A 26,722-nucleotide genomic window follows, 5' to 3' on the forward strand; every position below is an offset into this window, starting at 1 on the left:
ACAAACGGGAAAATCCGGGGCACGACAAAAACAACAAACAAAAACCACCAAACACACTATTGAGTTCTCAAACAACACGCCCCAGTCTGACCGCGCAAAGATCCTCCGGCCAAAAGCCGTTGTCTCTCGTGCGGACAGTCGAGGATATCCGCCGAAGCGAACTTCTCTCTGGAGTGCCGCCGCGCTCCCCGGGTTTTCGGCCCGTGTCGCAGCGACTCCGATAAGTTACGTCAGGGATAACTCTGAGTCAAATGGCCTGCTAACGCGTGTCTTTCGGCTAGCTTCGGCGCACGCACCGCGCTGGTACGTCGACTCGCGACCGGCTCGGCGCCATCCCCTTGACCACGTCGTTCAGCCCCGGTGCATCACGTAACACGCTCGATCCCCGCAAAATTCCGCTTGCCGCGGCGCAGCACGAGCCACTTCCCGTGAAGAAAGTCGGCCTGCTGCGGAACCCAGGCGTCTGTGGCGATCTTCACGTTGTTGACGTACGCCCCGCCTTCGGCCACGGTGCGTCGCGCCGCACCCTTGCTCTCGGAGAGCCCACTGGCGACCAGCAGATCGATGATCGAATCGGGTCCACCCGGTTCCAGCTGGGCCACCGACGCCTCCCGGAGCGCGGCGGCCAACGTCGGCTCATCGAGTTGCCCGAGTTCTCCCCTGCCGAAAAGTGCTTGGCTCGCATGCTCGACGGACGCCGTCGCCTGCTCTCCGTGGACGAGATTGGTCAGCTCGCGTGCAAGCCGTCGCTGGGCGGCGCGTTCATGTGGCCGCTCCACTGTCGCCTGTTCGAGCTCGGCAAGTTCGTCGGCCGTGAGGAACGTGAACCACCGCAGGTACGGAACCACGTCAGCGTCGGCGGTGTTGATGAAGTACTGGTACCAGGCATAGGGACTGGTCATTTCCGGATCCAGCCAGAGGCTTCCCCCACCGGTCGACTTCCCGAATTTCTTGCCCTCGGAGTCGGTGACCAGCGGAGTGGTCAGAGCATGCACCGTGACGCCGGCCTTCTGTCGTACCAATCGCACGCCGGCAATGATGTTGCCCCACTGATCGGAGCCACCGATCTGAAGCGAGCATCCGTATCGTCGATTCAGCTCCACGAAGTCGTTGGCCTGCAACAGCATGTAACTGAACTCGGTGTAGGAGATGCCGTCGCCCTCGAGCCGCCGGCGCACGGTGTCGCGGTCCAGCATCACATTGACCGAGAAGAACTTGCCGACGTCCCGCAGGAACTCGATCGCCGACAGTTCTCCCGTCCAGGACAGGTTGTTGGCGACAACAGCTGCGGTCGGCGAATCATCGAATTCGACGAATCGTTCCAGCTGGCCGCGAATGCGGCCGGCCCAGTCGGCGACGGTGTCGGCGGTGTTGAGGGTGCGTTCCCCCACGTCGCGTGGGTCGCCGATCATGCCTGTCGCACCCCCGGCGAGAACGATCGGGCGATGTCCCGCCTGCTGGAAACGTCGCAGGGTGAGCAGCGGAATCAAGTGGCCGGCATGCAGGCTCGGCGCTGTGGGATCGAAGCCGGAATAGACGGTGACCGGCCCGTCATCGAGCGCCTCTGCAAGCGCATCGCGGTCGGTGGACTGTGCGATCAGCCCACGCCACTCCAACTCATCGAGGATCGAGTTGCCCATGGGGCCGATCTTTCCGTACTAGTCGCTCTCGCCGGGAGCCGGTGCCCGTGGGCTGCGCCGGTATGCGGACACCTCCCGATACCCCGACAGCCACATCCGCCATGGTCGATCCGCGGCCTTGCTGACGCCGACCCGCGGGCCGGCCTCGCCGACGTGCAACTCCCCTAGCGTGATCTTTATCTCAGAGGCCGAGTCGAAGAGGTCTATTCCGTTGTCGTCCATCGTGATTCCGAGCGCAGAGCACAGGTTGCCCGGACCTCTCGCCAGGGCTGCCTCCCGCGCCGCCGGGCCTCGTCGCCCCCAGGCGATCTCGAGCCCGGCCTCGATGACCGCAGCGCGCAACAGTATTGCCCCGGCCACGCCCTCGGTGGCGCACACGACGTTCGCGCACACGTGTATGCCGTGGCTTCGATACGTGTAGAGCCTGCCGGGCGGGCCGAACATCACCGAGTTCCGCAGACCCGGGCCGCGGTAGGAGTGCGCAGCGGCGTCGGGCCATGGACCGTCTTCGGGACCTCCGTACGCCTCGACCTCGAGAATCGACGCTGTCACGCCGCGGCCCGTCAGGCGCGAACCGAGCAGCAACCTGGCGGCGCTCAGCGGGTCAATCGCCAGGTCAACTGCTGTCACCGTGGACATCCTACGGACCACCTTGACAGCGGCGGATGGCGCGCGCAATATTCACCACATGATGAGTTCATCGCGTGATGAATTGTATGAATCGCTTCCCGAACCGGCAATCGACATCGTCAACCTGCGCGTTCGTCGGGGTGGGCACGTGGCTCTCGATGACGTGACCCTGCGAGTGGCCGCCGGGGCGATCACGGGCCTCCTCGGGCCGTCGGGCTGCGGAAAGACCACATTGATGCGCAGCGTCGTCGGCACCCAGATCGTCAACGGCGGATCCGTGACCGTGCTCGGACATCCCTCCGGCTCCCCCGAACTCCGGCATCGGGTCGGATATGTCACGCAGGACGCCACCATCTATGGCGATCTACGGGTCATCGACAACGTGCGCTATTTCGCGGCGCTCTACGGGTCGAGTCCATCCGACATCGACGAAGCCATCACAGCTGTCGGACTCGACAACCATCGGAAAGCTCTCGCGGTCAACCTTTCCGGCGGGCAGCGCACCCGCGTATCGCTCGCGTGCGCCCTGGTCGCCCATCCTGACCTGCTGGTCCTCGACGAACCGACCGTCGGACTCGACCCCGTGCTACGCGCCGATCTCTGGGAACGATTCGACCACTTGGCCAAGGGCGGAACCACGCTGCTGGTGTCCAGCCACGTGATGGACGAATCAGACCACTGCGACGACCTGCTGCTCATGCGTGACGGCCGGGTGCTTGCGCACACCACACCCCATCAACTGCGAGAGGACACAGGATGTCAGTCACTGGAGGAAGCGTTTCTGTCCATCATCCGGCGCGGCACCGCCGCCCTGACCGGCTGAACCGACTCAGCCCCCGGGCCTACCTGGCGACGACGACGCGCATCCTGCGCCAACTCGGCGGCGATCACCGCAGCGTCGCGATGATCCTGGTGGTACCGAGCCTCATCATCACGCTGATGTACTTCATGTTTGTCGAGGTTTCCGATGGTCCGCGACCACCTGGCTCCCCGTCGCCCTTCGACAACGCCTGCCTCGTCATGCTCGGCGTCTTTCCGCTGATTGTGATGTTCTTGATCACCTCGATCACGATGCAGCGCGAGCGTGTATCCGGGACGCTCGAGCGCATCCTCACCACACCACTACGGCGGCTGGACCTTCTCGCCGCCTACGGCACCGCGTTCTCCCTCGCCGCGGCCGCGCAGGCCACCCTTGCGTGCGTGGTGTCGTTCTGGTTCCTCGGTCTCCACACCGAGGGAAGTCCGGTCTGGGTGTTCGCCATCGCGATCATCAACGCGGTGCTCGGGGTCGGGCTCGGGCTGCTGTGCAGCGCCTTCGCGCGCACCGAGTTTCAGGCAGTCCAGTTCATGCCGCTCGTAATTGCTCCGCAGCTGCTGCTGTGCGGCATCATCGTTCCGCGCGGGCAACTTCCCGAATGGCTGCAATGGATCAGCAACGTCCTGCCTGCGAGCTACGCTCTTGAAGCACTTCAGGAAGTCGGCGCCCACCCGGACCTGACCACGATTGCGGTGCGCGACATCGCGGTCGTCGTCGGGTTCGCGGTGCTGGCGCTTGGCCTGGCCGCGGCGACCCTACGGCGAAGGACACCTTGAACAGATCGACCACCACACCCGACCGCAAGCGACCGGGCCGGCCCCCCGGGACCTCGGATACCCGCGATCGCATTCTCTCCTCCGCGCGTGAACTGTTCTCGCGCAACGGAATCGACAACACGTCAATCAGGGCGATCGCCGCGGATGCCGGTGTCGATCCCGCGCTGGTGCACCACTACTTCGGCACGAAGACCGAGTTGTTCGCCGCAGCCATCCACATTCCGATCGATCCGATGTCGATCATCCGCCCGCTGCGTGAGGTACCGGTCGAGGAGATTGGGCACGTGATCCCGACACTTCTGCTGCCGATCTGGGATTCCGAGATCGGCAAGGGGTTCATCGCGACCCTGCGCTCATTGCTGGGCGGAAGCGCCGCCGACGTCTCGATGGTGCGATCGTTCCTCCAAGAGGTGATCGCCGCCGAGGTCGGCCCCCGCGTGGACAACCCGCCGGGCACCGGACGGATCCGCGTGCAGTTCGTCGCTTCTCAACTGGTCGGGATCGTCATGGCGCGCTACATCCTGGAGCTTGAGCCCTTCAAGTCACTGCCGGTCCAGCAGGTGGCCGACACCATCGGACCGAACCTGCAGCGGTATCTGACCGGGGACCTGTCGGCTCTGTCTCAGGACTGACCCGCCGCGGCGACCAGACGTCTGTGCTCGTCGTCGTCCACCGCTACAGCTTCGTCGACCAGCAAGACGGGGATCCCGTCGTCGATCCGGTACTTCCGGTGCAACCGCGGGTTGTAGAGGCAGTCGTCTACGAACAACAGCGGGCCGCGATCCTCGGGACAGACGAGGATGGCGAGCAGAGTCTCGTCCAGCGCCATCCGGTCAGCGGCCGGGCATCGGGAAGATGGTGTTGCCGTCCTGCTGCATCGGATTGCCGGGTCCCCACGCCGGACCCATGCCGCCGCCCGGGCTGCCCGGGGTTGCAACTGGCGGCGCGCCGCCGTTGGTGGCGGGCATCTGATTGGCGCCTTGAGCCATCACCTTGCGCTGGTAGACAAGTGTGGCGTTGAGGGCATCGATGAGCGGCTTCTGGTTCGGACGCTCTTCAAGCGCGGCGGCCAGGGCCTGCGTGTTGCCGAAAGACGGCCGGATGCCACGCGCGCGCAAAGTCATCACCTGTTCGATCAGCTTCGAGACCTGACCGCCGCCGCTGCCCGTCTGGTACTCGTTCGAGATCATCGCGAGGATCTGATCGGGAGAAATGCGGGGCGCGGGAGGTTGTTCCTTCTGCGTGGTCGGTTGCGCCGAGGCAGCCGGAGAACCGACGCTGACCAGACCGAACGCCAGCGCTGCACCGACCAGCGCCCCCGAAACCGCGCGGGGCAGCGACAAACCGTTGGTGCTGTTCTGCGACGTCATCAGATCCTCCAGCGCAATGGGACGGCCGACCCGGCGAGCGTAACAGTGCCTCGCGAGGTGGGCATCACTGCTGACTGCCCACGATCTCGCTGCGCACGGCTGCGGTCAACCGCTTGTACCGATGGGTATCGGGGTCGAGGTACCAGGCGTTACGTGACGCCCTCGGAATGCCCTTTTTCTGCAGCGGGCCCGCCAACGGCCGGAACGTCGCGGTCAGCGTCATGTCGGCCACCACGTGCACGATGTCGGGACCGCTGCCCACCGGGAGGTCGGCCAATGCCTCCGACAGATCCGCCGACGGAACACTCCCGCCCGGTTGAAGCGCCAGTGCCGTGACGGCCAACGTCTGCCCGTCGGCCTCGACGCCGTAGGTCACCGCCATGTCCACGGCACCGAGCCGCCCGACAGCGTCGTTGACGGTCGCCGCGAAGACCGGTCCTCGCGCGGTGTGGATGACGGCGTCGCGGTTGTCCACCAACCAGTAGTCGCCGTCCTCGTCGCGGCGGAAGAGGTACTCGGTGGACACCCAGGTGTCGGCGGGCGCGAATACACCGCGCTTGACCGAAGCGAGCGGATCGACCGGTCCCCTCGGATGTGCGAGTAGGACACCGACTTCGCCGATCTCGGCACGGCGGACGAAGCCGCGCTCGTCTTCGAGGATCAGGTTGTCCTCGGGGTCGTAGGCGGCCAGCGCGATCTCTCCGCCGCCCGGCAGCGGTCTGCCCTTGCTGCCGATCTTGGCGCCTTTGACGTTCGCCAAGACCGCCTGACCGTCGGTGGTGGCGAAGAACTCGACGACATTGGCTGGGGCGAACACGTCGACGACGCGCTCCCACAACCCGGCGGGCATCCCCGACCCGATGAAGAGGCGAACCGGATGACTTCCGTTGAGCGAGAATCCTGGATCGTCGATGACCTGTCGCAGCATCGCCCACGTGTAAGACACCACGGTGACGCCGTACTGCCTGATCTCCTGAACGAAGCGATCCGGGCGGAGCTCCCGCGACAGCGCGATGCGGGCGCCACCGACGACAGCTCCACCGAGGCTGACCAGCAAACCGGACTGGTGGTGCAACGGCGTCAGGCAGTAGACGGTGTCGCTGCGGCTGAGGTTGGCCGCCGAGGCGGTTCCGAACGCCGACAGCGCCCACCGGTAGTTGGTGATCTGTCGTGCGACGAGCTCCCCGCTGATCGTGCTGAATCCGATGAATGCCAGGTCCCGTGCCAGACCGGGGTTGGGGCGATACCAGCCAGGCAACTCGACGCGGTCCGGGTCGATCTTCTCCATATCGATGACATCGGCGGTCTCGGGCTCGCGGCCGGCGAGGTTGAGCTCGCGGGACTCACCGCCACCGAGCACCAGCACCCGGGTGTTCAGCGTGCGCGCGACGTCGAGGTTGCTCGGATCGGCGATGATCTCGGTGACGGCGCCCAGCCGGGCCGCCTCGGCGAGGTCTGCGTCGGGCGGCATCAACACCGCCACCGCGCCGAGGCGTGACAGCGCCGCGATGGCGACCAGCGCGCTGGGGCGGGTTTCCATCAGCAGGCCGACCCGGGCGCCCTGCCGCACGCCGACCTCGATCAGACCATTGACGACGTTGTTGACGCGGCGATCGACGGCCTCGTAGGTGTGCACCCGGCCGTCGAAGAGCAGCGCCTCGCCGTGCGGCATGTCGCGGGCCTGTTCGGACATGATCCGCCCCAGCGAGATCCTGGTGTGATCGTTGACCTGGCCGAGGCGGGCCAGCCGCGGCAAGGTCCTCGCGGTCTCGACGGCAAGCGTGCGGGCGGATTTGTTCGCGGCCACCAGCGCGTCGGCGGCGGACTTGGCGAGGCTCAGCGCCATCTCCGTCGCTGCGGCGGTGCTGTGCGCCAGCCGCGACGCGAGCGTCACGCCGCTCTCGGTGGGTTCCGCGGGCTGCAGAGCCATCGGCGTGACGCCGTCGGGCATCGATCCGCCGCCGTCGAGCCAGCGCACCCACTCGGCGACCGTCGGCCAGGTCTGCGTGGCCGCTTTCGACCCGACGACGAGCCCGAAATGCCCTGCGCGAATCAGGAACTCGTACACATCGGCCTTGGGGGCGGCCCTCTTGATACCGCGTACCGACGCCGGCTGGCCGATGTCGTCGACCTCACCGACAACAGCCAGCACAGGGCAGTCGATGTCGGAGAGTGTGACCAGGTCGCCATGGATGGAGAAGCCGCCGGTCATCATCCGGTTGTGCGCGATGAACTGCTTGAGCAGCTCAGAGATCGCCGGGCCCGACCATGCGATCCAACCTTCGGAGGCCAGGAAGCGACGTTGCTGCTCGCGCGGCAACAGCGCTTCGCGATCGTGCAGCTGCCTCAGGAAGTCGACCCGCGACTGCGCGGTCTTGATCGGATCGAGCATTTGAAAGCCGGTGCGCGCCAGCCAACCCGGGATGTCGATCCTGCTGAACACGTGGTCGGCCATGAAGTCGGCCGCCGCGGGCGCGAGGCTGGCGGGCAGGTTCATCGGCAGCGCGGCCAGGGTGTCGACGGGTGAGCCGAAACCGATGATGCTGGCCAGATCTTTGGACCGGCGGTAGGCCGCAGTCTGGTAGGCGAACATGCCGCCCTGCGAGTAACCCGCGAGGTGGACGTCGCGGCCTGTCACCGTCTTGACAGTGTCGATCGCCTCGCTCAACGCCACGACGTGGTCGGCGAGGTTGCGCTGCATCCCGCCCTCGATCTTGTCGGGCGAACCGAAGTCGATCACCCACGGATCGATTCCGGCCTTGTGCAGGATGCCGACGGCCCCTTCGTTCCGGGTGACGTCCCACATGTCGGCCGACATCATCATCGGGTGCACCATCAGCACCGGCGGTCCCGCCGGCTTGGCGCCGGGTCGGGTATCGGGCGGGAAGTACCGACGCAACCGGTACATCGGAACGCTTTCGATGATTTGGAACGGCGACGGCACCGCACCGGTCTCGAGACCGCCGTAGCGCAGAACTTCCAGACCGTTCTGCGCTGTGGCGACCAACCGCCCCACAGGCCGTGTGATCGCCGAGAGGTCCACCACTGCGCGCTCCCCTCTTTGCTGTCGAGCCCCGACTTCGTCGTCGCCATGATGGCACAGGCGCGATTGCCGGTTTCTGGTAATCCGCGCGGGCCCACTAGTCTCGGCGGGCGATGGCACACCTGCTCGGGGGCGAGAACCTCCACCTGGAGTACCCGACCGGGGTGGTGTTCGACTCTGTCACCGTCGGGCTCAGCGACGGCGATCGGATTGGCATCGTCGGGCGGAACGGGGATGGCAAGTCGACGCTGATGGGCTTGCTCACCGGCCAGATCGCCCCCCATGCCGGTCGGGTGACGCGCCGTGGCGGCCTGCGGGTCGGTGCCCTCGATCAGAAAGACACGCTCGATCCCGACAGCACAGTGGGCTGGTCGCTGGTCGGTGACCGGGCCGACCACGAGTGGGCCGGCGATGCCCGTATCCGCGACGTGATCGGCGGATTGGTCGCCGATATCGCGTTCGACGCACTCATCGGCACGCTGTCGGGCGGGCAGCGGCGCCGCGTGCAGTTGGCCGCGCTGTTGATCGACGACTGGGACGTCATCGCGCTGGACGAGCCCACCAACCACCTGGACATTCAGGGCATCACCTGGCTCGCAGAGCACGTCAAGCAGCGGTGGACACCGGCATCGGGCGGTTTGTTGCTCGTCACCCACGATCGTTGGTTCCTCGACGAAGTCGCGACGACGACCTGGGAGGTCCACCCCGGCGGACGAGGCACCTTGGGCAGCGTCGTCGAACCGTTCGAGGGCGGTTACGCCGCATATGTGCTCCAACGCGTAGAGCGCGACCGCCAGGCCGCCGCGGTAGAGGCCAAGCGCCAGAATTCGATGCGCAAAGAGCTCGCGTGGCTGCGCCGCGGCGCACCGGCGAGGACGTCGAAGCCCAAATTCCGCATCGACGCCGCCAACGCCTTGATCTCGGATGTTCCTCCGCTGCGCAACAGCGTCGAGTTGTCCCGCGCCGCGATGGCGCGCCTCGGCAAGGACGTCATCGACCTCCTCGACGTCTCCGTCACCTACCCCGGCGCCTCCGGTGGGCGAGAAGTATTGCGCGACATCGAATGGCGGATCGCCCCCGGTGAACGCACCGGCATCCTCGGCGCCAACGGCGCCGGTAAGTCGACCCTGCTCGGCTTGATCGCGGGCACGGTGACGCCCACGGGTGGTCGGGTGAAACGGGGGAAGACGGTGCAGCTGGCGGTGTTGGATCAGGAGTCCCGCGAGCTCGAGCCGCTGGCCGGGGACATGGTCCGCGAGGTGCTGGGGCGTCTGCAGACCACCTACCAGATCGACGGCAAGGATGTCACTCCCGCGCAGTTGCTTGAGCGGCTGGGCTTTCCGCGCGAACACCTCTCGGCACGTGTCGGTGAGCTGTCCGGTGGCCAGCGGCGACGACTCCAGCTGATGCTCGTTCTGCTGTCAGAACCGAACGTGCTGGTGCTTGACGAACCGACCAACGACGTCGACACCGACATGCTCACCGCGACCGAGGATCTCCTGGACTCCTGGCCGGGCACCCTGATCGTGGTTTCTCACGATCGCTATCTGCTCGAGCGGGTCACCGACCAGCAGTACGCGATCCTCGACGGCCGGCTGCGGCACCTGCCCGGCGGTGTCGACGAGTATCTGCGGTTGGCGCAGAAACGCTCCGAGGCGCCGGTGCAGCAGAACAAGCCGATCGCCTCGGCAACTCTCACGGGTGCCGAACTGCGCGCCATCGAAAAGGAGATCGCCTCCATCGATCGGGCGCTGACCAAACTGTCCGATCGCATCAGCGCCAAGCACGACGAGATGGCCGCCCACGATCAATCGGATCACAACGGGCTGGGTCGGCTGACCGCAGAATTACGGGATCTGGAAAGCCAAGTGACCGAGCATGAGTCACGATGGATGGAGCTCTCGGAACGCCTGGAGGACGCATGACGTACCTGCTGCGGCCGTTTCAGCTGTGTCTTCGCTACTGGCCGCAACTGGCGGCGTGCTACCTCCTCGGACTCCTCGGCCGTCGTGGTGCCATCGAGTTGGCCGCGTGGGCGGGGTGGGACAACGACGGCTGGGCCTCGCTGATCATGCCCCTGGCAGGCATGGCTCGTCTCGGGTCCTATGTCGCCATGTTCTTCGTGCTTCGGCAGGCCCTGCCCGCGCTCGCGGCGCTACCGTCGCGGTCGCTGCGCAGCGTTGATGTGTTCTCGACGGTCATCGTGCCGTTCTTCGCGATCTATCTGGCCTGGAAGCTGTTCGCCGAGGATTGGATCGCCTTCGAGGCCGCCGCGCTCGACTACCGGATCGGCGACGCGATAGCGACGCCAGGCGAAGTCGAGCTGCACCCGGAGACCCTGCCGGTAAGCAATCTCACCTGGGCGCTGATCTTCGCAGCGCTCATTGCTCGATATGTGCTGAGTCGATTCAAGGAACGCCTGCCGGGCTGGATGATCGCGATCCGCGTGTATGTGGACGCCCTGTGGGTGTTCCTCGGCGTGAGCTTTGCAGCCAGCAAGGATCTGACGTTCATCCTCAACCCCACCGGATGGCTGTCGGAGCGCCGGATCGTGGTTTGGTTCAACGACATCCGTGCCGACCTCTTCTCACATTTCCGTCCGCTCGAGGTCTGGTGGGACACCGTCACGTGGGCGGTGTCGACCGTGTTCGGTGGTGCGACGATTCCGCTGTTGTGGCTGGCCGTCGCGGCGATCGTCTACGGGGTGACGATGCCTGACGACTGGAGAGGTGCGGCCCGGCGCGTCGCCGGACAGAGGGCGGACTGGGTCTTCGAGCGCGCGGCCAGGCAGAAGCGGGTGCGGGAACGGTGGTCGCAGCTCCCGGACGTACGACGTGACGAGGTCCGCGACTGGTTCCTGTCCCACCTCGGCAACTACCGGAACATCACCGATGCGGCGCGGCTCATTCTGCACGGCGGCGTGTTGGCGCTGTCTCTGTACGTCCTGGGCTATCTCGGTCTTGCCTGGCTGGACATGGCGGGCAGCTTCTATCGGCCCGAGGTTCGGGCCGGGTACCTCTTCCGGGGCACGGCGTGGCTCATCGGCCCGCACCCGAAGGCATTCTGGGATTGGGCGCAGCCGGCGCTGGTATTCGCCTCACACCTGATCATCGAGCCGCTGCGAGTGTGCCTGATCGCCTCCACCGTCGCCTATTGCGTCGAACATGCTCGCCCAAAGGAAGTTACAGCAGTAAGCGCACCGTGATCTGGTCGTCGTGGGTGATGTCGACCGCGGTGGGTACGGCATCGGACGGCACCACGAACGCGAACTGAGTCCTGCCCGGCTGATGGCACAGCGACTGCAAGCCCTCGGGAGGGATCGGCGCGAACCCGCCGCTCCGTTCGGCGTCCCACCGCCGTACACCGTCAGTGAGCACCGCCGTGCACAAACCCGGAAGCGCCGTGCCGGACCAATCCACGACGATCACGGTCAACACCGTGCCCTGCGGAAGCGGCGGACCGAAGCTCAGCGGGCTCTCGTTGAGGTAGCGGATGGACTCGAGCTTCCAGGTCTGTCCGTCCGATGCGCCGGTCTCGCCGTCGGGTACCACCAGTTGCGGGGTGTAGGTGTTGCGGTAGGCCGACCAGTACGGTCCGAAATCGATGGCGATATAGGCGCCGACGGCGCACGCGACCACGACTGCGCCGATGACGTTGCGCTGCCAGAGCTTCGAGAGTCGCGTCACGTGACTCCGACCTCGTGTTCCATCAGCTGCACCTCGTCGGTTCTCGTAATCACCGGGTCACTCAACGGAATAGCGATGACGAGCCGGGAATCCAGGATGTCGCTGTTCACCCACACCCTCACCAGCAACGGCTCGTCGGCGTCCGGTGCGACCAGCTCCGAGGCCACGTCGAACACCCAGCTACCGCGCTCGATCAATCCCGGGGAGATCTCGTTGTCGAGGGTGTCGAAGAAGAATCGGTCGGACGGATCGTAGGTGTTGGGGCCTACGACCAGGTCGGCCCGCAACAGCGCGGTCGCACCAGTGGCCTCCAGTGCGGCATCGACGACAACCCAGGTGCCCGCAGCCTCTGCCGAATTCACCTGCGGGGCGATGTGCACTGCGGTGACGGTGGCCTTGACTGCGCGGCCTTCGACCGGTTCTCCAGCGCGGCCGCGGACCTCGAAGGGACCGTACAGGTCCGTCGGTGTCGGGAGGTTGTGCCATATCACCACCGAGGCGGCGATAACAACGATGACGGCAAGCGGCGACCACAAAGCTCTCAGTTTCGTCTTCCACGTGGTCATGCTGTCGGCGCTCCCACAATCAGTTCCGTCACGCCGTAGTCATCGGTGTCGAGCCAAACCTTGCCGCCGTAGGTCACCATGAGCTGCCGAAAAGCCTTCTTCCACACTCGGATGGTGACGACACTGTCGTTCGTCAGTGCATCGACAGGCAGACTCCACAGGAATATCAACTGCTCGGTCAATCCCGGGCCGAGATTGGTGATCAACGAGGCATCCCGATTGCGGAAGACGCCGTAGAACTCCTTACCCGGCACGTCACGGAGATCGAACTCGTCGCGCAGCCCACCCGGCACCGTCCCGTCGTTGCGCAGAGTAGCCACCACTCCCAGATACATCCGACCCGGCTTGGCCGGGGCGATGACCCGCCTGCCACTGTCGATCTTCTCGACAAGGCGGGCCCGCTCGAGGGTGACGGTGAACTGCCCGTCGCTGAACTCTTCGCCGGGAGCGAACGGCGTGGCGCTGGTATCGACACGGTCCAATCCGCCGAACAGCGCAGCGACCGCCAGAATGGCGACCAGTGCCGCCTTCCACGACTGACTGAGCCTGCGCTGGGCGACCCACTCTCGCGCACGGGCCCTCCTACGGGCGGGCACCGCCGGCTCAGGTGGCTGGGCGTCCATACCGGTGGATGCTAGCGGCGCAGCCGGATCCGCAGAGTGTCGGCGGCCTCTCGCACAGCGCTGAGCTGCTTGGCGACCTGGATCGGCGCTGTGCCTCCCCGCGCGTCCCGCGAATTGACCGATCCCTCGGTTGTCAGCACGTCGCGCACGGCCGGAGTCAGCTCAGCGTGAATGCCGGCCAGCTCGGCGTCTTCGAGTTCTTCCAGCCCGACGCCGCGCGCCTCGGCCGCTCGCACCGCCGCACCGGCCGCCTCATGCGCCACGCGGAACGGCACTCCGCGCCGCACCAGCCACTCGGCAACATCGGTGGCCAACGTATATCCCAGCGGGGCGAGCTCGGCCATGCGATCGACGTCGAACCGCAGGGTGCCGACGAGGCCCGCCATCGCAGGCAACACCAGCAGCAACTGCGCCACAGAGTCGAAAACGGGTTCCTTGTCTTCCTGGAGGTCGCGGTTGTAGGCCAGCGGCTGCGCCTTGAGCGTGGCCAACAGTCCGGTGAGGTTACCGATCAGCCTGCCCGACTTGCCGCGGGCGAGCTCCGCGATATCGGGATTCTTCTTCTGCGGCATGATCGAACTGCCCGTCGACCACGCGTCGTGCAGCGTCACGTAGCCGAATTCGGTGGTGCTCCAGAGGATGATGTCCTCGGCGAGCCGAGACAGATCGACGCCGATCATCGACAGCACGAACGCGGCCTCGGCCGCGAAGTCGCGCGATGCGGTGGCGTCGATCGAATTGTCGGCGGCCGCTTCGAATCCCAGTTCTTCGGCGATGGCATCGGGGTCGAGCCCGAGCGACGACCCGGCCAGCGCGCCCGACCCGTACGGCGATATCGCTGCTCGCTTGTCGAAGTCGGCGAGCCGATCGACATCGCGCAGGAGCGGATGGGCGTGCGCCAGCAGGTGGTGCGCGAGCAGAACGGGCTGCGCCGACTGAAGGTGGGTCTTGCCGGGCATGATCGCGGTCGGATGCGCTGCGGCCTGGGTCGCGAGCGCGGAGACGACCTCCAGCGTGGCATCGGCGATCTGTCGGATCGCGTCGCGCAACCACAGCCGGAACAGGGTCGCCACCTGGTCGTTGCGGGAGCGGCCCGCGCGCAGTCGGCCGCCGAGGTCGGGTCCGACCCGGTCGATCAGGCCGCGTTCCAGCGCGCCATGCACATCCTCATCGGTGACCAGCGGCCCGAAGCTGCCATCGGCGACGTCGGAGCCCAGGCTGTCCAGGCCGGCGAGCAATCCGTCACGCTGCTCTTCGGTGAGTAGGCCGGCGCGAAACAGCACGCGCGCATGGGCTTTCGAAGCGATGACGTCGTAGGGAGCCAGCACCCAATCGAAGTGTGTCGACTTGCTCAGCGCAGCCAGGGCGTCGGCGGGGCCGTCGGCGAACCGCCCGCCCCACAGCGACCCCTCGTTCGTGCTCATGAGCGCACCCTCTCTGCCGCGCGAACGTGCGCTGCTGCACACAAGTTGCGGCGCGTCGGCGTGCAAACACGCGCGCTCGCAGTGCGAGTGCTCATTGTCCGGCCAGATCCCGCCGCGCCGACAGGCTCGACGACAAGCCGTGCACGTGGACGAATCCCTTGGCCGACGATTGGTCGAAGGTGTCACCCTCGTCGTAGGTGGCAAGGTTGAAGTCGTAGAGCGATTCGGCGCTGCGCCGGCCATTGACCGCGATGTGGCCGCCGTGCAGCACCATTCGGATCTCCCCCGTCACATGCTCCTGGGTGTGGGCGACGAACGCCTCCAGCGAGGCCTTGAGCGGTGAATACCAGAGTCCGTCGTAGACCAGCTCACCCCACTTCTGGTCGGTGGTCCGCTTGAAGCGGCCGAGTTCGCGCTCCAGGGTGACGTGTTCCAGTTCGGTGTGGGCCGTGATGAGCACCATCGCACCGGGTGCCTCGTAGATCTCGCGGCTCTTGATGCCGACCAACCGGTCCTCGACGACGTCGAGGCGACCAACACCCTGTGCGCCGGCGCGCTGGTTCAGCTTCTCGATGGCCTCCAGCACCGTGACCGGCTCGCCGTCCAGCGAGACCGGCACCCCCTTCTCGAAGCCGACGATCACCTCGTCCGGGGTGTTCCAGTTGACGGTGGGGTCTTCGGTGTAGTCGTAGACGTCCTTGGTCGGGGCGTTCCAGAGGTGCTCGAGGAAGCCGGTCTCGACCGCACGGCCCCACACGTTCTGGTCGATCGAGAACGGCGAGCGTTTCGTCACGTTGATCGGGATCGCGTTCTCCTCGGCGAAGGCAATGGCCTTCTCACGCGTCCACGCGTAGTCGCGGACGGGCGCGAGCACCTTGAGATCGGGTGCGAGCGAGGCGAATCCGACCTCGAAGCGCACCTGGTCGTTCCCCTTGCCGGTGCAGCCGTGCGCGACGACGCTGCCGCCGTGGGCGCGTGCGGCCTCGACGAGGTGCTTGACGATAAGTGGTCGGCTCAGTGCCGACACCAGCGGGTAACGGTCCATGTAGAGGGCGTTGGACTTGATGGCAGGCAGGCAGTACTGCTCGGCGAACTCGTCGCGGGCGTCGACGACGACGGCCTCGACGGCGCCGCAGTCGATCGCGCGCTGCCGTACGACCTCCATGTCTTCACCGCCCTGCCCGAGATCGATGGCGACGGCGACAACTTCCTGACCGGTCTCCTTACCGATCCAGCTGATGGCTACCGAGGTATCCAGGCCACCGGAATAGGCCAGGATGACGCGCTCGGACATAACGAAACTCCTTAGGGTGGGGCTGGTTCAGGGCTTGGAGAGGTTTTCGATGGTGACGGCCAGCTCGGCGCCGGTCATCGGTTCCCGTGCCACGACGAGGATCGTGTCGTCACCGGCGACCGTACCGACAACGTAGGGCAGCGCAGCACGGTCCATCGCGCTGGCCAGATAGTGCGCCGCACCGGGCGGTGTGCGCAGCACAGCAAGGTTGCCGCTGTGGTCGGTGGACACGAGAAGATCGCCGAGCAGCCTCGTCACCCGCTCGGTGCCACCGGCGACGCCGCGGACCGGGCTGCCGTCCTCGGGCACGATGTACACGCCGACACCGCCATCGGCACCGCGAAGCTTCACCGCGCCGAGTTCTTCAAGGTCACGCGACAGCGTCGCCTGGGTGACGTCGATGCCTTCGTCGGCGAGCAGCGCAGCGAGTTCGGTCTGGCTGTGCACCGATTGCGCCGACAGCAGCGCGACGATGCGGGCCTGACGGCCCGCGCGGGTGGTGGCCGCCGTCATGGGCGCTCCAGCAGCCAGACCAGCAGGGCTTTCTGCGCGTGCAGCCGGTTCTCGGCTTCGTCCCACACCGCACTCTGCGGTCCATCGATAACCTCGTCGGTGATCTCATGACCGCGGTGTGCCGGCAAGCAATGCAGTACAACAGCTTCCGAGTCCGCGTGACCGAGCAGGTCACTGTTCACCTGGAAGGGACGGAAGGGGCGCACCCGGTCGAGCCCGTCGTTCTCCTGACCCATCGAGGTCCAGGTGTCGGTCACCAGAACGTCCGCCCCCGTCGCCGCGGCGACCGGGTCGTCGGTGAGAGTCACCGTGGCACCCGTCTGATGAGCCCGGGTTTCGGCGGCAGCGACGAACATTGGATGCGGTTCGAAACCGTGCGGCGCGGCGATCGTCACGTCGATTCCCGCGGTGACGCCGCCGAGCATCAGGGAGTGCGCCATGTTGTTGGCACCGTCGCCGAAGTAGGTCAGCCGCAATCCTTTCAGCTCCCCTTTGCGTTCGGCCAGGGTCTGCAGATCGGCGAGCACCTGGCACGGGTGGAACTCATCGGAGAGGGCATTGATGATGGGCACCGTCGATCCTGTCGCCATGGCAGTGAGCCGCTCCTGCGCGAAGGTCCGCCACACGATCGCATCGACGTAACGCGAGAGCACCTGGCCGGTGTCCTCCAGGGTCTCCTCGCGCCCCAGCTGAGTGCTGCGGCCGTCGACGACGACGGCGTGGCCTCCGAGTTCGGCGATACCCATCTCGAACGAGAATCGGGTACGGGTCGAATTCTTCTCGAAGATGACCGCGACACCGCGCGGCCCGTCCAGCGGCCGCCTGCTGAACCGGTCCTTCTTCAGTTCCGCTGCCAGAGCAAGCACCTCGGCCTGCTCGTCGGGACTGAAGTCGTCGTCGCGCAGGAAGTGCCGGGTCATTTCGAGTTCTCCTGAGCCTTGTCGAGGATCGCGGGCAGTGCCGCCAGAAACGACTCGACCTCCGCCTCGGTGATCACCAGAGGTGGGGCGAGCCTGATGACGGCCGGTGCCGCCGCGTTGACGAGGAAACCGGCGTCGCGCGCGGCGGTTTCGGCCGGCTTCGCCGCCTCGGCGGTCAGCACGATGCCGCGCAGCAGGCCGCGGCCACGGACATGGCTGACCAGCGGATGGCCCAGGGCTTCGACCCCGTGGGCGATGGTCTTACCCAGGACGTCGGCCCGCTCGATGAGCTGCTCGTCGGCGAGCACCTTGAGCACGGCAAGCGCCGCCGCGGTGCAGACGGGGTTGCCGCCGAACGTGCTGCCATGCATCCCGGGGGTCAGCAGGTCAGCGGTGTCACCGATGGCCAGGCACGCACCGATCGGCAGACCACCGCCGAGACCCTTGGCGAGAGTGACGATGTCGGGGGTGATGCCGTCATGCTGATGAGCGTAGAAGGCGCCGGTACGGCCGACCCCGGTCTGCACTTCGTCGAGGACCAGCAGGGCGCCGGCTCCGGCGGTGATCTCGCGCGCGGCGGCAAGGTATCCGGCGGGAGGATCGACCACGCCGCCCTCACCCATGATCGGCTCGAGGAAGACCGCCGCCGTCTCCGAATCAACAACGCGCGCAAGCTCTTCGGCGTCCCCGTAGGCTACGTGGGTGACGTCACCGGGCAGAGGCGCGAACGGTGCCTGCTTGCTCGGCTGACCGGTCAGCGCAAGGGAACCCATCGTGCGCCCGTGAAAAGCATTCTGTGCCGCAACTATTTTCGTACGCCCGGTGAGACGGGTGATCTTGAACGCCGCCTCGTTGGCTTCGGTGCCGGAGTTGCAGAAGAATGCCTTCGCCGTGACTTCCCCCGTCGCTCCGCTCGCCCCCGACGCGCCCAGATGGCCGACGAGGGCTTCGGCAAGCGCGACGCCGGGCTCGGTGGCGTACAGATTGGAGGTGTGCCCGAGAGTGCTCATCTGGCGCGTGACGGCTTCGATCACCGCAGGGTGACCGTGGCCGAGTATGTTGACGGCGATGCCGCCGAGCAGGTCGATGTAGGACTTGCCGTCGACGTCGGTCACGACGGCGCCGTGCCCACCGGCAAGGGCCAGCGGCGGGGTGCCGTAATTGTCCATCATGACCGCCGACCAGCGATCCACGAGCCGAGTCATGCGCTGACCACCTTTGTACCCGCCCCTTCGTTGGTGAACAGTTCGACGAGTACGCAATGCTCCACGCGGCCGTCGATCACGTGCGCGCTCGGAACGCCTCCCTCGATCGCACGCAGGCAGGCCTCGATCTTGGGCACCATACCCTCTTCCAAGGTGGGGAGGAGTTCGGCCAGTTCGACTGAATTGATCTGGCTGACCAGCGAATTACGGTCGGGCCAGGAAGTGTAGAGACCCTCGACGTCGGTGAGCATGAGCAGCTTCTCGGCGCCAAGCGCTTCGGCCAGGGCTGCGGCTGCGGTGTCGGCGTTGATGTTGTAGACCAGACCTGCACCGTCGGGCGCGATTGTGGACACGACCGGAATCCGCCCGGCCTCGATCAGGTCGAGCACAGCATCGGTGTTGACCTTCTCGACGTCACCCACCAGACCGATGTCGGTGGCCACTCCGTCGACCAGGACGCTGCGACGCACCGCAGTGAATAGGTGCGCGTCCTCTCCGGTGATTCCGACTGCGTACGGACCGTAGGCGTTGATGAGGTTGACCAGTTCACGGCCGACCTGACCGAAGAGCACCATCCGGGCTACTTCGAGTACCTCGGGAGTGGTAACGCGAAAACCGCCCTTGAAATCACCTGCAATGCCTAGCTTCTTGAGCATGGCTGAGATCTGTGGACCGCCGCCGTGAACCACGACCGGGTGAATGCCGCAGTTGCGCAGGAAGACCATGTCGGCGGCGAAGGCCGCCTTGAGCCGCTCGTCGGTCATCGCGTTGCCGCCGTACTTGACGACAACGATCTTGTCGTTCAAGGCGGTGAGCCACGGCAGCGCGTCGGCGAGCACCTGAGCCTTGTCGGCGGTTGACGGGCTCATGAGCTGTACGCCGAGTTCTCTTCGACGTAGGCGTGGGAAAGGTCCGTCGTGCGGATTGAGGCCGACCCCGTTCCGACGCCGAGGTCGACGACAACCGCGATGTCCTCGCCCGACAGGTCAACCTCACGCGCGCCGGGCGCGCCGACGCTATCAATGCACACCGGAAAACCATTGAACGAGACTGTGATCCGCTCGGCATCGAGCTTCACCGGCGCCATACCCACCGCGGCCAGCACCCGGCCCCAGTTCGGGTCGGATCCGAAGAGCGCGGTCTTGACCAGGCTGTCGCGGGCGATCACCCGGGCGGCCGTCAACGCGTCCTCGTCGCCCGCGGCACCGGTCACGGTCACCAGGATCCGCTTGGTGACGCCTTCGGCGTCGGCCTGCAATTGAGCGCAGAGGTCGTCGCACACCCGCAGCACGGCCTCGTCCAGTTCGGCCTGGGAGGGCGTGACCTCGCTGGCGCCCGACGACAGGAGCAGAACGGTGTCGTTGGTCGAGCAGCTGCCGTCGACGTCGAGCCGGTCGAACGTGCGTGAGGCCGCGTGGCGCAGCGCGGCATCAAGAGCCTCCGGACCGGCGACAGCGTCGGTGGTGATGACGCAGAGCATCGTCGCCAGCGATGGCGCCAGCATGCCTGCGCCCTTGGCCATTCCACCGACGGTCCAGTTGTCGTCGTGGTGCAGCGCCGCCTGCTTTGGCACGGTGTCGGTGGTCATGATGGCCCGGGCGGCCTCTTCTCCGCCGGTGAGGCCACCGGCCATCTCGTGGACGATCGCCGTGACGCCTGCGAGCACCTTGTCCATCGGAAGCCGGTCCCCGATGAGGCCGGTGGAGCACACCGCGACCTCGATGGCCCCGGTCTCGGTGCCCCAATCGGACAGCGCAGCCGCGACGGCTTCGGCGGTGGCGTGAGTGTCCTGGAAACCGCCCGGACCTGTACACGCGTTCGCTCCGCCCGAGTTCAGGATGACCGCGCGCAGCCGTCCGGTGGTGAGCACCTGCTGGGACCACAGGACCGGTGCCGCCTTGACCTTGTTGCGGGTGAACACGCCTGCCGCCGAATGGTCGGGGCCCTCGTTGAACACCAGCGCGAGATCCAACGCCCCGGACGCTTTGATACCGGCGGCGACACCGGTGGCCCGGAAGCCGGCAGGCGCAGTAACTCCCTGGGTGCGCAGCAGCTTGCTCACGGTGCGACCCCGACGATCGAAAGCCCCTCTGTCTCAGGCCATCCCAGGGCAAGGTTCATCGACTGCACTGCCGCTCCTCCGGTTCCCTTCACGAGATTGTCGATGGCCGCGATCGCGACGAACGTCGAGGCGTCCTCGTCGACGGCGATCGCGAGCTGTGCGGCGTTGCTGCCGATCACCGCTCCTGTCTTCGGCAACTGCCCCTCGGGGAGCAAGTGGACGAACGGCTCGTCGATATAAGCCTTTTCGTACGCCGCACGCAGCTGGGACACGGGCGCCTGGGTGCGGGCCGTGCAGGTGGCCAGGATGCCCCGCGAGGTCGGGATGAGGACCGGCGTGAACGACACGGTGACCTCACTGCCGCTGACGCCGCGCAGTCCCTGCGCGATTTCCGGGGTGTGCCTGTGCTTGCCGCCGATGTTGTACGCACGTGCCGAGCCGATGACCTCCGAGCCGAGCAGGTCCACCTTGGCTGCGCGGCCGGCGCCGGACGTGCCGCTGACCGCGACGACCGTGACAGCGGGCTCGATGAGCCCCTCGGCAAGTGCGGGCCACAGCGCCAGTAGCGCCGCGGTGGGATAGCAGCCGGGTACCGCGACGCGCTTCGTATCGCGCAGTCGGTTCCGACCGCCGGGGAGCTCGGGCAGACCGTACGGCCAGCTGCCGGCATGCTCGGATCCATAGAAGCGCTCCCAGTCACCGGCGTCGGTGAGCCGGAAGTCGGCGCCGCAGTCGACGATCAGGGTGTCGGGCCCGAGCTGATCGGCCAGTGCCGCCGAGTGCCCGTGCGGAAGCGCGAGGAAGACCACATCGTGGCCGGCGAGCACATCGAGCTCGGTGGGGCCGAGGGTGCGATCGGCCAGCGGGAGTAGATGCGGGTGGTGCTCGGTCAGCCCGGTTCCGGCACTCGCCGCCGCGGTCAGCGCGCCGATGGTCAGCCTGCCGTCAGCGTAGGCGGGATGACCCAGGAGCAGGCGCAGGATCTCTCCCCCGGCGTAGCCACTGGCACCGGCAACCGCGACGGATGTCATGCATCGATCATGCATGGTTATGCAACGAGATGCAAACCAATTATGCACGTCCGGTACATGACCATCTCAGCCCAATCTGACATCCGGCACGAGAGCGTGCACGCCCTCCGCCGTCGCACCGAGGGCTGTCGACAGCTGCCAGGCCACATCGCGCACTCGCGCACCGATTTCGGACTGCCGCTCTGGTGTCATCCGCACCGCCGGAACCGAGGCGCCGATGGCGCCCACGACCCGCTGCGTGTGGTCGAAAACGGGAGCGGCGACAGCCCAAATACCAACGGTACGTTGACCGTTCGACTCGGCATAGCCACGCAGCCGCGCCTCGTCGAGCTCACGCACGACGGCGGCGGGGTCGACGGTGGTGCTTGTGGTGAGCGCCGTGATCGGTTCGGAAAGGTGTTGCGCCCGTTCCGCTTCGGGTAACGCACACAGGATCGCTTTTCCCGGCCCGCCGTAAGCGAGCCGGATCGGCACCCCGATGTCGGTGTAGGTGCGGCGCAGTTCCTGGTGACTCTCGACCTGGGCCGCCACGATGCGTTGCCCCGTTCCCAGCAGTTCGTGAAGACCGATCGTCTCGTCGAACTCGTCGCGCAACTCGGTCATGAACGGCAGCGCCGCCTCACGCAGCGTGCGGGGCATCGCACCCGAGTTGGCCAGCTGCATCAGCAGCGGACCGAGCCCGTAGCGCTTCGTGCCGGTCTGCCGCACCAGGTGGTTCTCCTGCATGGCATTCAACAACCGGTGGACGGTGCTCGTCGAAAGCCCCGTCGCGCGGGAGATGTCGCTGACGCCGAGCTCGGGCCTGCGGCCGTCGAAGCACCGCAGGATCGCCACAGCGCGGTCGATTGACTGCACGCCGCCCCGCCGCTCCGTCCGTTCCGAGACTCCGTCTTCGCTCAAATCCACGGTCAACATCTTCCATTGCCCCCATCCGCCCCCGAGGGGCAAATCGCTCTTGACGTCGTGACGCGTATCGCACCTAAGGCTTGACGTGACTCCGATCACGCCTTTAGTCTTTCCGCACAGCGCAAAACATATCCCACATTGCGGGAAGGATCAATGAGACCACTCAGCGGATTCCGAGTCCTGGACCTGACCAGATTCCTGTCGGGCCCCTACTGCACGATGGTGCTGGCGGAGCTCGGCGCAGATGTCATCAAGATCGAGCAGCCCGGAACGGGCGACGATTCACGCCGCATGGCGCCGAAAGTCAACGGCGAGAGTTACCCGTTCGCGATGCCGAACCGCAGCAAGCGGTCCGTCGCGGTCGACTTGAAGTCCGACCGCGGCCGCGAACTCTTCCTCGAGCTCGCCGCGAACGCCGATCTGGTGATCGAGAATTTCCGGCCGGGCGTAGCCAAGCGTCTCGGCATCGACTACACGTCGCTGCGCACGGTGCGAGACGACATTCTGTACTGCGCGATCAGCGGTTTCGGCCAGACCGGGCCGTACCGTGACCGCCCCGGCTTCGACATCATGGCCCAGGGCATCGGCGGTTTCCTGCGGATGACGGGCCAACCGGACGGCAAGCCCACCAAGGTCGGCATTGCCATCAACGACATTGCCGCGGGGGCCACCGCGATCTACTCGATCCTTGCCGCCGAATTGCACCGCAGACAGACCGGAGAAGGCCAGTACATCGACATCTCGTTGGTCGACGCTGGACTCGCCTGGACTGTGTGGGAGTCGGGCGCCTACTTCGGCAGCGGCGAGACTCCGGCGCAGACGGGGACGCGCCATCGTCGCTCGGCGCCGTACCAGGCCTACCGAACCGCCGACGGCTACGTGACGATCGGCGCCAACACCGACCGGCTGTGGTTGCGCCTGATCAACGACGTCCTCAAACGCCCGGATTGGGCCGACGACAAGCGCTTCGTCGACCTGCCGGCACGCATGGCGCATCTCGACGACCTCGAAGAGGAGATCGAGGCGATCACCACCACGCTGCCGACCAGCGCGTGGGTCGACCGGATGGACACGGCCGGCGTACCGGGAGGTCCGGTGCTGACGTACGACGAGACGCTCGCCGATCCGCACATCCAGGCGCGCGGAATGGTCGTCGACCTCGAGCACCCGATCATCGGGCCGATGAAGACGATTGCGCCTCCGACGCGGTTCTCCGAGCTTGAGTTCAGTGTCCGCTCGCCCGCCCCCTGGCTCGGCCAGCACAGCGCTGATGTCCTTGCCGAGCTCGGCATCGAGCGCGACGAGATCGACACATTGTTCGCCGACGGCGTCCTCTACGACGCCCACCCCGAGATGCAGGAGGGCAAAACAGCATGACCAAAGAGATTCGGGTTTCCCGTGACGCGGAGACCTCGGAGATCGCGACGGTCGAGGTGCACAACCCCGACAGCCACAACGCCATCGCGCTGGCCATGTATCGCCGTATCCCGGAGGTGTTCGCAGAGTTGGACGCCGACCCCACCGTCAAGGTGATCGTGATCCGGGGCGCGGGAACCCGCAGCTTCGCCTCGGGCGCGGACATCAGCGAGTTCGAGCAGGTGCGTGGCAACAGTGCTTCTGCCAAGGCCTACAACGAGGACGTCGCGGCGGCCGAGCATGCCGTCGAGGGATGTTCCAAGCCGACCATCGCGATGGTGCACGGCTACTGCATCGGTGGGGGGTGCGGTCTGGCACTGGCGTGCGACATCCGGTTCGCCGATGAGCGATCACGCTTCGGCATCACGCCCGCCAAGCTCGGATTGGTCTACAGCCTGGAATCCACCAAACGGCTTGTCGATGTGGTGGGCCCGTCGCGCGCCAAGTGGATCCTGTTCTCCGGCCAGCACGTCTACGCCGAGGACGCTCTGCGACTCGGACTGATCGACGAGCTGATCCCGGCCGAGGACCTGGAGAAGCAGACCTACGAGTTCGCCCGCCTCGTCACCACGCGTGCGCAGTACAGCGTCCGTTCGTCGAAACGGATCGTCGACCTCGTACTGGGCGGACAGACCGTCGACGACGACGTGACCATCGACATCAGGAACTCGTCGTTCGACACCGACGATTACGCCGAGGGTGTGCGGTCGTTCTTGGAGAAGCGTCCCCCGAGGTTCACCTGGTCATGACAACCACTGATCGACCACGCACCAGCGGTGACCCGGTCGCTGCGGCCATGCACGCCGCCGAGGTGGCCGAGCCGAAGTTCGGAAAGTACTTCCTCATCCCTTTCCTCGGCTTGACTGTCGGCTACCTCGACGACGAGCAGGCATGCACGGTGCACCTGCCTTTCGCGCCCCACCTCTGCAACGCAGGCGGCGGGGTGCACGGTGGGGTGCTGTCCACCGTCCTCGACATCTCGATGGGGCACGCCTGCAACCGCTATCTGTCGGCCGGCTCGACCGTCGAAATGCAGATGCGATTCGTCCGTCCCGTCCGTTCCGACGTCACCGCCACCGGACGAATCATCCACCCCGGCAAGCGAATCGTTCAGCTGGAGTCACGAATGCTCGACGACACAGGACGCCTAGTTGCCACAGCCAACGGCTCGTGGTTCCGCCACGACGCAAACAACTGAATCACCAGCCCGACACTTTGACTCAATGAGGAGACCATCATGCGACTGAGAATCGCACTGGCAGCTGCCTTTTCCGCCGTGGCGCTCGTCGTTCCCGCGTGCGGTGGCGGTACGACGAACACCGGTTCGGCCGAGGACTACCCGTCGGAGACACTCGACTGGACTGTGGCATTCGGCCCCGGCGGCGGCAACGATCTGATGGCCCGCAAGCTGGTGCAGATCATCCAGGAGGACGGCCTCTACCCCAGCGACATCGCCGTCGAGAACCGTGAGGGTGGCAGCGGCGCCACCGGATGGGGCTATCTGCTGTCTCAGCGCGGCAATCCTTACAACGTGTCCACCACCTCGGGTTCGTTCCTCACCACCCCGCTGCAGTCCAATCCGGGCTGGACCTATAAGGACTTCACCCATGTGGGGCTGCTGGCCACCGACGATGCGCTGCTGCTCGTCAACGGCGACAGCAACATCAAGACCTACGAGGACTGGGTGGGCTTCGCCAAGAACAAGGGCACCGTCGTCGTCGGCGGGATCGGCACTGTGAACGTCGACTTCATCCTGCAGTCCCTGATCGCCGAGCACGCCGGCTACAACATCGAGTACGTGCCCTACAACGAGGAGGGCCAGGTGCAGACCTCGCTGCTCTCGGGCGCACTGGACGCGATGATCTCCAACCCCGGCTCCATCCTCGGACAGATCGAAGCCGGGGACATGCAACCGTTGCTTTTCACCGGCCCCGAGCGGCTCGAAGCGCTTCCCGACGTGCCGACAGGTGCCGAGAAGGGCATGAGTGATCTGCCGTCCATGCCGCGCGGGCTGATCCTGCCGCCCGATGTGCCCGACTACGCGAAGGACTGGTGGATCAAGACGATGCAGGACGTCGTCAAGAGCGACCAGTGGCAGACGTACCTGGCCGACAACTATCTCACCGAGGATCTGAAGTGGGGCGACGACTTCACCAGGTATCTCGAGCAGACCACCACCGAGTTCGAGGAGACGCTCAAAGATCAGGGGGCACTGTGACAACCGTCCCGCGAGCTGCAGCCTCCGACCCCGTGCCCGCCATGAATGTGGCCATGGCCAAGGCCGACAAGGTCAAACGGCACATAGATTGGCCGAAGTTGACGTTCCTCGGGTTGATCCTGCTGGGCTTCGCCTTCTACACCGAGATCGCGATGGGCATGGAGTGGCGCACCGTGGCCGGACGGATCGGACCCGGCTACTTCCCCAGGCTGCTCGGATTCCTGGCAATCGCGATCACCGTCGTCGCGATGGTCCGGGAGCTGGTGCGCAGGCCCGCGGCCGACGCACCCGTCGACGCCGCGGAAGCCGCGGAGGAAGCCGCCGAGCCCGATCTCGGCCGACACCCGGTGGCCCTCCTCGGATTCGTCTTTGCTGCAGCAGCATTCGTCGGTCTGTTCGGAATCCTTGGCGCAGCCTTGTCCGGAATCCTGTTTCTCGGCGCGACGCTTTGGTCCCTCGACCGCGAGCACCACCTGCGCGCGGTGATCGTCGCGATCGCAGTGCCAGTCCTTCTCTACCTTGCGTTCGAGTCCGGCCTCAATGTCGGGCTTCCGCAGGGAATTCTGCCGATCGGCTGAGGAA

At 66.1% G+C, this 26,722-nt stretch carries 27 protein-coding genes; 10 read left to right on the forward strand and 17 right to left on the reverse strand.

Translation table 11 applies throughout. From position 1 onward, the window contains the following. Positions 1 to 365 precede the first annotated feature (365 nt). Both tyrS and AWC12_RS15985 read right to left on the reverse strand, forming a co-directional pair. Positions 366 to 1,640, reverse strand: coding sequence for a tyrosine--tRNA ligase (tyrS, locus tag AWC12_RS15980; protein WP_085175472.1), 1,275 nt, complete (start codon positions 1,638 to 1,640; stop codon positions 366 to 368). An 18-nt stretch (positions 1,641 to 1,658) separates the two neighbouring features. Further along, complete coding sequence (locus tag AWC12_RS15985) at positions 1,659 to 2,270, reverse strand: DNA-3-methyladenine glycosylase (RefSeq protein ID WP_085175735.1); 612 nt, start codon at positions 2,268 to 2,270, stop codon at positions 1,659 to 1,661. 58 nt (positions 2,271 to 2,328) lie between these two features. Between AWC12_RS15985 and AWC12_RS15990 the strand changes: the two genes are divergently transcribed. Genes AWC12_RS15990 through AWC12_RS16000 form a run of 3 tightly spaced genes read left to right on the forward strand, consistent with a single transcriptional unit; the run spans position 2,329 to position 4,495 of the window. Next, positions 2,329 to 3,093, forward strand: a complete 765-nt coding sequence (locus AWC12_RS15990) for an ABC transporter ATP-binding protein (protein ID WP_085175474.1) — start codon at positions 2,329 to 2,331, stop codon at positions 3,091 to 3,093. Continuing rightward, entirely contained in the window at positions 3,027 to 3,863 is an 837-nt protein-coding gene (locus AWC12_RS15995; RefSeq protein WP_085175738.1) for an ABC transporter permease, read from the forward strand. Before AWC12_RS15990 ends, AWC12_RS15995 begins: the two co-directional genes overlap by 67 nt. Next, positions 3,860 to 4,495 carry a TetR/AcrR family transcriptional regulator gene (locus AWC12_RS16000; protein WP_085175476.1) on the forward strand — a complete coding sequence of 212 codons (636 nt, stop codon included), beginning with the start codon at positions 3,860 to 3,862 and terminating at the stop codon, positions 4,493 to 4,495. The genes AWC12_RS15995 and AWC12_RS16000 overlap by 4 nt, the downstream gene beginning before the upstream one ends. Here the strand turns inward: AWC12_RS16000 and AWC12_RS16005 are convergent. From AWC12_RS16005 to AWC12_RS16015, 3 genes are all read right to left on the reverse strand, one after another. Beyond that, a complete protein-coding gene (locus AWC12_RS16005; protein WP_085175478.1) occupies positions 4,486 to 4,692 on the reverse strand; it encodes a Trm112 family protein in 207 nt (68 codons plus the stop codon). The genes AWC12_RS16000 and AWC12_RS16005 overlap by 10 nt on opposite strands. A gap of 4 nt (positions 4,693 to 4,696) precedes the next feature. After that, positions 4,697 to 5,233, reverse strand: coding sequence for a hypothetical protein (locus AWC12_RS16010; RefSeq protein ID WP_085175480.1), 537 nt, complete (start codon positions 5,231 to 5,233; stop codon positions 4,697 to 4,699). 64 nt (positions 5,234 to 5,297) lie between these two features. Further along, positions 5,298 to 8,276, reverse strand: coding sequence for an acyl-CoA synthetase (locus AWC12_RS16015; RefSeq protein WP_085175740.1), 2,979 nt, complete (start codon positions 8,274 to 8,276; stop codon positions 5,298 to 5,300). A 113-nt stretch (positions 8,277 to 8,389) separates the two neighbouring features. Between AWC12_RS16015 and AWC12_RS16020 the strand changes: the two genes are divergently transcribed. Together AWC12_RS16020 and AWC12_RS16025 are read left to right on the forward strand one after the other, a co-directional pair. Beyond that, positions 8,390 to 10,201 (forward strand): ABC-F family ATP-binding cassette domain-containing protein, encoded by a 1,812-nt coding sequence (locus AWC12_RS16020; RefSeq protein WP_085175482.1) that lies wholly within the window; start codon positions 8,390 to 8,392, stop codon positions 10,199 to 10,201. Next, positions 10,198 to 11,481: a hypothetical protein gene (locus AWC12_RS16025; RefSeq protein ID WP_085175484.1), complete on the forward strand. Its 1,284-nt coding sequence runs from the start codon at positions 10,198 to 10,200 to the stop codon at positions 11,479 to 11,481. The genes AWC12_RS16020 and AWC12_RS16025 overlap by 4 nt, the downstream gene beginning before the upstream one ends. Here the strand turns inward: AWC12_RS16025 and AWC12_RS16030 are convergent. The 12 genes from AWC12_RS16030 to AWC12_RS16085 form a co-directional block, all read right to left on the reverse strand. Then, positions 11,459 to 11,962 (reverse strand): hypothetical protein, encoded by a 504-nt coding sequence (locus AWC12_RS16030; protein ID WP_024444429.1) that lies wholly within the window; start codon positions 11,960 to 11,962, stop codon positions 11,459 to 11,461. The genes AWC12_RS16025 and AWC12_RS16030 overlap by 23 nt on opposite strands. Continuing rightward, a complete protein-coding gene (locus tag AWC12_RS16035) occupies positions 11,959 to 12,528 on the reverse strand; it encodes a hypothetical protein (RefSeq protein ID WP_024444428.1) in 570 nt (189 codons plus the stop codon). The genes AWC12_RS16030 and AWC12_RS16035 overlap by 4 nt, the downstream gene beginning before the upstream one ends. Next, entirely contained in the window at positions 12,525 to 13,151 is a 627-nt protein-coding gene (locus AWC12_RS16040; RefSeq protein ID WP_085175486.1) for a hypothetical protein, read from the reverse strand. The genes AWC12_RS16035 and AWC12_RS16040 overlap by 4 nt, the downstream gene beginning before the upstream one ends. An 11-nt stretch (positions 13,152 to 13,162) precedes the next feature. Continuing rightward, positions 13,163 to 14,575, reverse strand: a complete 1,413-nt coding sequence (gene argH, locus AWC12_RS16045; RefSeq protein WP_024444426.1) for an argininosuccinate lyase — start codon at positions 14,573 to 14,575, stop codon at positions 13,163 to 13,165. A 91-nt stretch (positions 14,576 to 14,666) separates the two neighbouring features. Beyond that, the gene (locus AWC12_RS16050) at positions 14,667 to 15,869 is read right to left on the reverse strand and encodes an argininosuccinate synthase (protein ID WP_085175488.1); all 1,203 of its coding nucleotides are present in this window, start codon (positions 15,867 to 15,869) and stop codon (positions 14,667 to 14,669) included. 27 nt (positions 15,870 to 15,896) lie between these two features. Continuing rightward, positions 15,897 to 16,382, reverse strand: a complete 486-nt coding sequence (locus AWC12_RS16055; protein WP_024444424.1) for an arginine repressor — start codon at positions 16,380 to 16,382, stop codon at positions 15,897 to 15,899. Then, positions 16,379 to 17,302 carry an ornithine carbamoyltransferase gene (gene argF / locus AWC12_RS16060; RefSeq protein WP_085175490.1) on the reverse strand — a complete coding sequence of 308 codons (924 nt, stop codon included), beginning with the start codon at positions 17,300 to 17,302 and terminating at the stop codon, positions 16,379 to 16,381. The genes AWC12_RS16055 and argF overlap by 4 nt, the downstream gene beginning before the upstream one ends. Beyond that, entirely contained in the window at positions 17,299 to 18,507 is a 1,209-nt protein-coding gene (locus AWC12_RS16065) for an acetylornithine transaminase (RefSeq protein WP_085175492.1), read from the reverse strand. The genes argF and AWC12_RS16065 overlap by 4 nt, the downstream gene beginning before the upstream one ends. After that, positions 18,504 to 19,376: an acetylglutamate kinase gene (gene argB / locus AWC12_RS16070; RefSeq protein ID WP_024444421.1), complete on the reverse strand. Its 873-nt coding sequence runs from the start codon at positions 19,374 to 19,376 to the stop codon at positions 18,504 to 18,506. Before argB ends, AWC12_RS16065 begins: the two co-directional genes overlap by 4 nt. Then, positions 19,373 to 20,569 (reverse strand): bifunctional glutamate N-acetyltransferase/amino-acid acetyltransferase ArgJ, encoded by a 1,197-nt coding sequence (gene argJ, locus AWC12_RS16075; RefSeq protein ID WP_024444420.1) that lies wholly within the window; start codon positions 20,567 to 20,569, stop codon positions 19,373 to 19,375. Before argJ ends, argB begins: the two co-directional genes overlap by 4 nt. Continuing rightward, positions 20,566 to 21,600, reverse strand: coding sequence for an N-acetyl-gamma-glutamyl-phosphate reductase (gene argC, locus AWC12_RS16080; RefSeq protein WP_085175494.1), 1,035 nt, complete (start codon positions 21,598 to 21,600; stop codon positions 20,566 to 20,568). Before argC ends, argJ begins: the two co-directional genes overlap by 4 nt. Before the next feature lie 66 nt (positions 21,601 to 21,666). Further along, positions 21,667 to 22,506: an IclR family transcriptional regulator gene (locus AWC12_RS16085; RefSeq protein ID WP_234814043.1), complete on the reverse strand. Its 840-nt coding sequence runs from the start codon at positions 22,504 to 22,506 to the stop codon at positions 21,667 to 21,669. Between the two features lie 153 nt (positions 22,507 to 22,659). Here AWC12_RS16085 and AWC12_RS16090 point away from each other — a divergent pair, with 153 nt between their 5' ends. From AWC12_RS16090 to AWC12_RS16110, 5 genes are read left to right on the forward strand one after another with little or no spacing between them, the layout of a single operon-like run. Then, positions 22,660 to 23,883, forward strand: a complete 1,224-nt coding sequence (locus tag AWC12_RS16090; protein ID WP_024444417.1) for a CaiB/BaiF CoA transferase family protein — start codon at positions 22,660 to 22,662, stop codon at positions 23,881 to 23,883. Beyond that, on the forward strand, positions 23,880 to 24,671 hold the full coding sequence (locus AWC12_RS16095; protein WP_024444416.1) for an enoyl-CoA hydratase-related protein: 792 nt from the start codon (positions 23,880 to 23,882) through the stop codon (positions 24,669 to 24,671). Before AWC12_RS16090 ends, AWC12_RS16095 begins: the two co-directional genes overlap by 4 nt. Continuing rightward, a complete protein-coding gene (locus AWC12_RS16100; protein WP_051226448.1) occupies positions 24,668 to 25,120 on the forward strand; it encodes a PaaI family thioesterase in 453 nt (150 codons plus the stop codon). Before AWC12_RS16095 ends, AWC12_RS16100 begins: the two co-directional genes overlap by 4 nt. 39 nt (positions 25,121 to 25,159) lie before the next feature. Next, positions 25,160 to 26,140 carry a Bug family tripartite tricarboxylate transporter substrate binding protein gene (locus AWC12_RS16105; protein ID WP_085175496.1) on the forward strand — a complete coding sequence of 327 codons (981 nt, stop codon included), beginning with the start codon at positions 25,160 to 25,162 and terminating at the stop codon, positions 26,138 to 26,140. 41 nt (positions 26,141 to 26,181) lie between these two features. Beyond that, on the forward strand, positions 26,182 to 26,718 hold the full coding sequence (locus AWC12_RS16110; protein WP_085175498.1) for a tripartite tricarboxylate transporter TctB family protein: 537 nt from the start codon (positions 26,182 to 26,184) through the stop codon (positions 26,716 to 26,718). Positions 26,719 to 26,722: the final 4 nt, after the last annotated feature.

This window comes from Mycolicibacterium iranicum (genome assembly GCF_002101705.1).
In the GTDB taxonomy this organism is placed as follows: Bacteria; Actinomycetota; Actinomycetes; order Mycobacteriales; family Mycobacteriaceae; genus Mycobacterium; species Mycobacterium iranicum.

Coding starts and splice junctions, on each gene's coding strand:
- tyrS (WP_085175472.1), bottom strand. CDS start 1,640: ATGGGCAACTCGATCCTCGATGAGTTGGAGTGGCGTGGGCTGATCGCA.
- AWC12_RS15990 (WP_085175474.1), top strand. CDS start 2,329: ATGATGAGTTCATCGCGTGATGAATTGTATGAATCGCTTCCCGAACCG.
- AWC12_RS15995 (WP_085175738.1), top strand. CDS start 3,027: ATGTCAGTCACTGGAGGAAGCGTTTCTGTCCATCATCCGGCGCGGCAC.
- AWC12_RS16005 (WP_085175478.1), bottom strand. CDS start 4,692: ATGGCGCTGGACGAGACTCTGCTCGCCATCCTCGTCTGTCCCGAGGAT.
- AWC12_RS16010 (WP_085175480.1), bottom strand. CDS start 5,233: ATGACGTCGCAGAACAGCACCAACGGTTTGTCGCTGCCCCGCGCGGTT.
- AWC12_RS16020 (WP_085175482.1), top strand. CDS start 8,390: ATGGCACACCTGCTCGGGGGCGAGAACCTCCACCTGGAGTACCCGACC.
- AWC12_RS16025 (WP_085175484.1), top strand. CDS start 10,198: ATGACGTACCTGCTGCGGCCGTTTCAGCTGTGTCTTCGCTACTGGCCG.
- AWC12_RS16035 (WP_024444428.1), bottom strand. CDS start 12,528: ATGACCACGTGGAAGACGAAACTGAGAGCTTTGTGGTCGCCGCTTGCC.
- AWC12_RS16040 (WP_085175486.1), bottom strand. CDS start 13,151: ATGGACGCCCAGCCACCTGAGCCGGCGGTGCCCGCCCGTAGGAGGGCC.
- argH (WP_024444426.1), bottom strand. CDS start 14,575: ATGAGCACGAACGAGGGGTCGCTGTGGGGCGGGCGGTTCGCCGACGGC.
- AWC12_RS16050 (WP_085175488.1), bottom strand. CDS start 15,869: ATGTCCGAGCGCGTCATCCTGGCCTATTCCGGTGGCCTGGATACCTCG.
- AWC12_RS16055 (WP_024444424.1), bottom strand. CDS start 16,382: ATGACGGCGGCCACCACCCGCGCGGGCCGTCAGGCCCGCATCGTCGCG.
- argF (WP_085175490.1), bottom strand. CDS start 17,302: ATGACCCGGCACTTCCTGCGCGACGACGACTTCAGTCCCGACGAGCAG.
- AWC12_RS16065 (WP_085175492.1), bottom strand. CDS start 18,507: ATGACTCGGCTCGTGGATCGCTGGTCGGCGGTCATGATGGACAATTAC.
- argB (WP_024444421.1), bottom strand. CDS start 19,376: ATGAGCCCGTCAACCGCCGACAAGGCTCAGGTGCTCGCCGACGCGCTG.
- argC (WP_085175494.1), bottom strand. CDS start 21,600: ATGACATCCGTCGCGGTTGCCGGTGCCAGTGGCTACGCCGGGGGAGAG.
- AWC12_RS16090 (WP_024444417.1), top strand. CDS start 22,660: ATGAGACCACTCAGCGGATTCCGAGTCCTGGACCTGACCAGATTCCTG.
- AWC12_RS16095 (WP_024444416.1), top strand. CDS start 23,880: ATGACCAAAGAGATTCGGGTTTCCCGTGACGCGGAGACCTCGGAGATC.
- AWC12_RS16100 (WP_051226448.1), top strand. CDS start 24,668: ATGACAACCACTGATCGACCACGCACCAGCGGTGACCCGGTCGCTGCG.
- AWC12_RS16105 (WP_085175496.1), top strand. CDS start 25,160: ATGCGACTGAGAATCGCACTGGCAGCTGCCTTTTCCGCCGTGGCGCTC.
- AWC12_RS16110 (WP_085175498.1), top strand. CDS start 26,182: ATGAATGTGGCCATGGCCAAGGCCGACAAGGTCAAACGGCACATAGAT.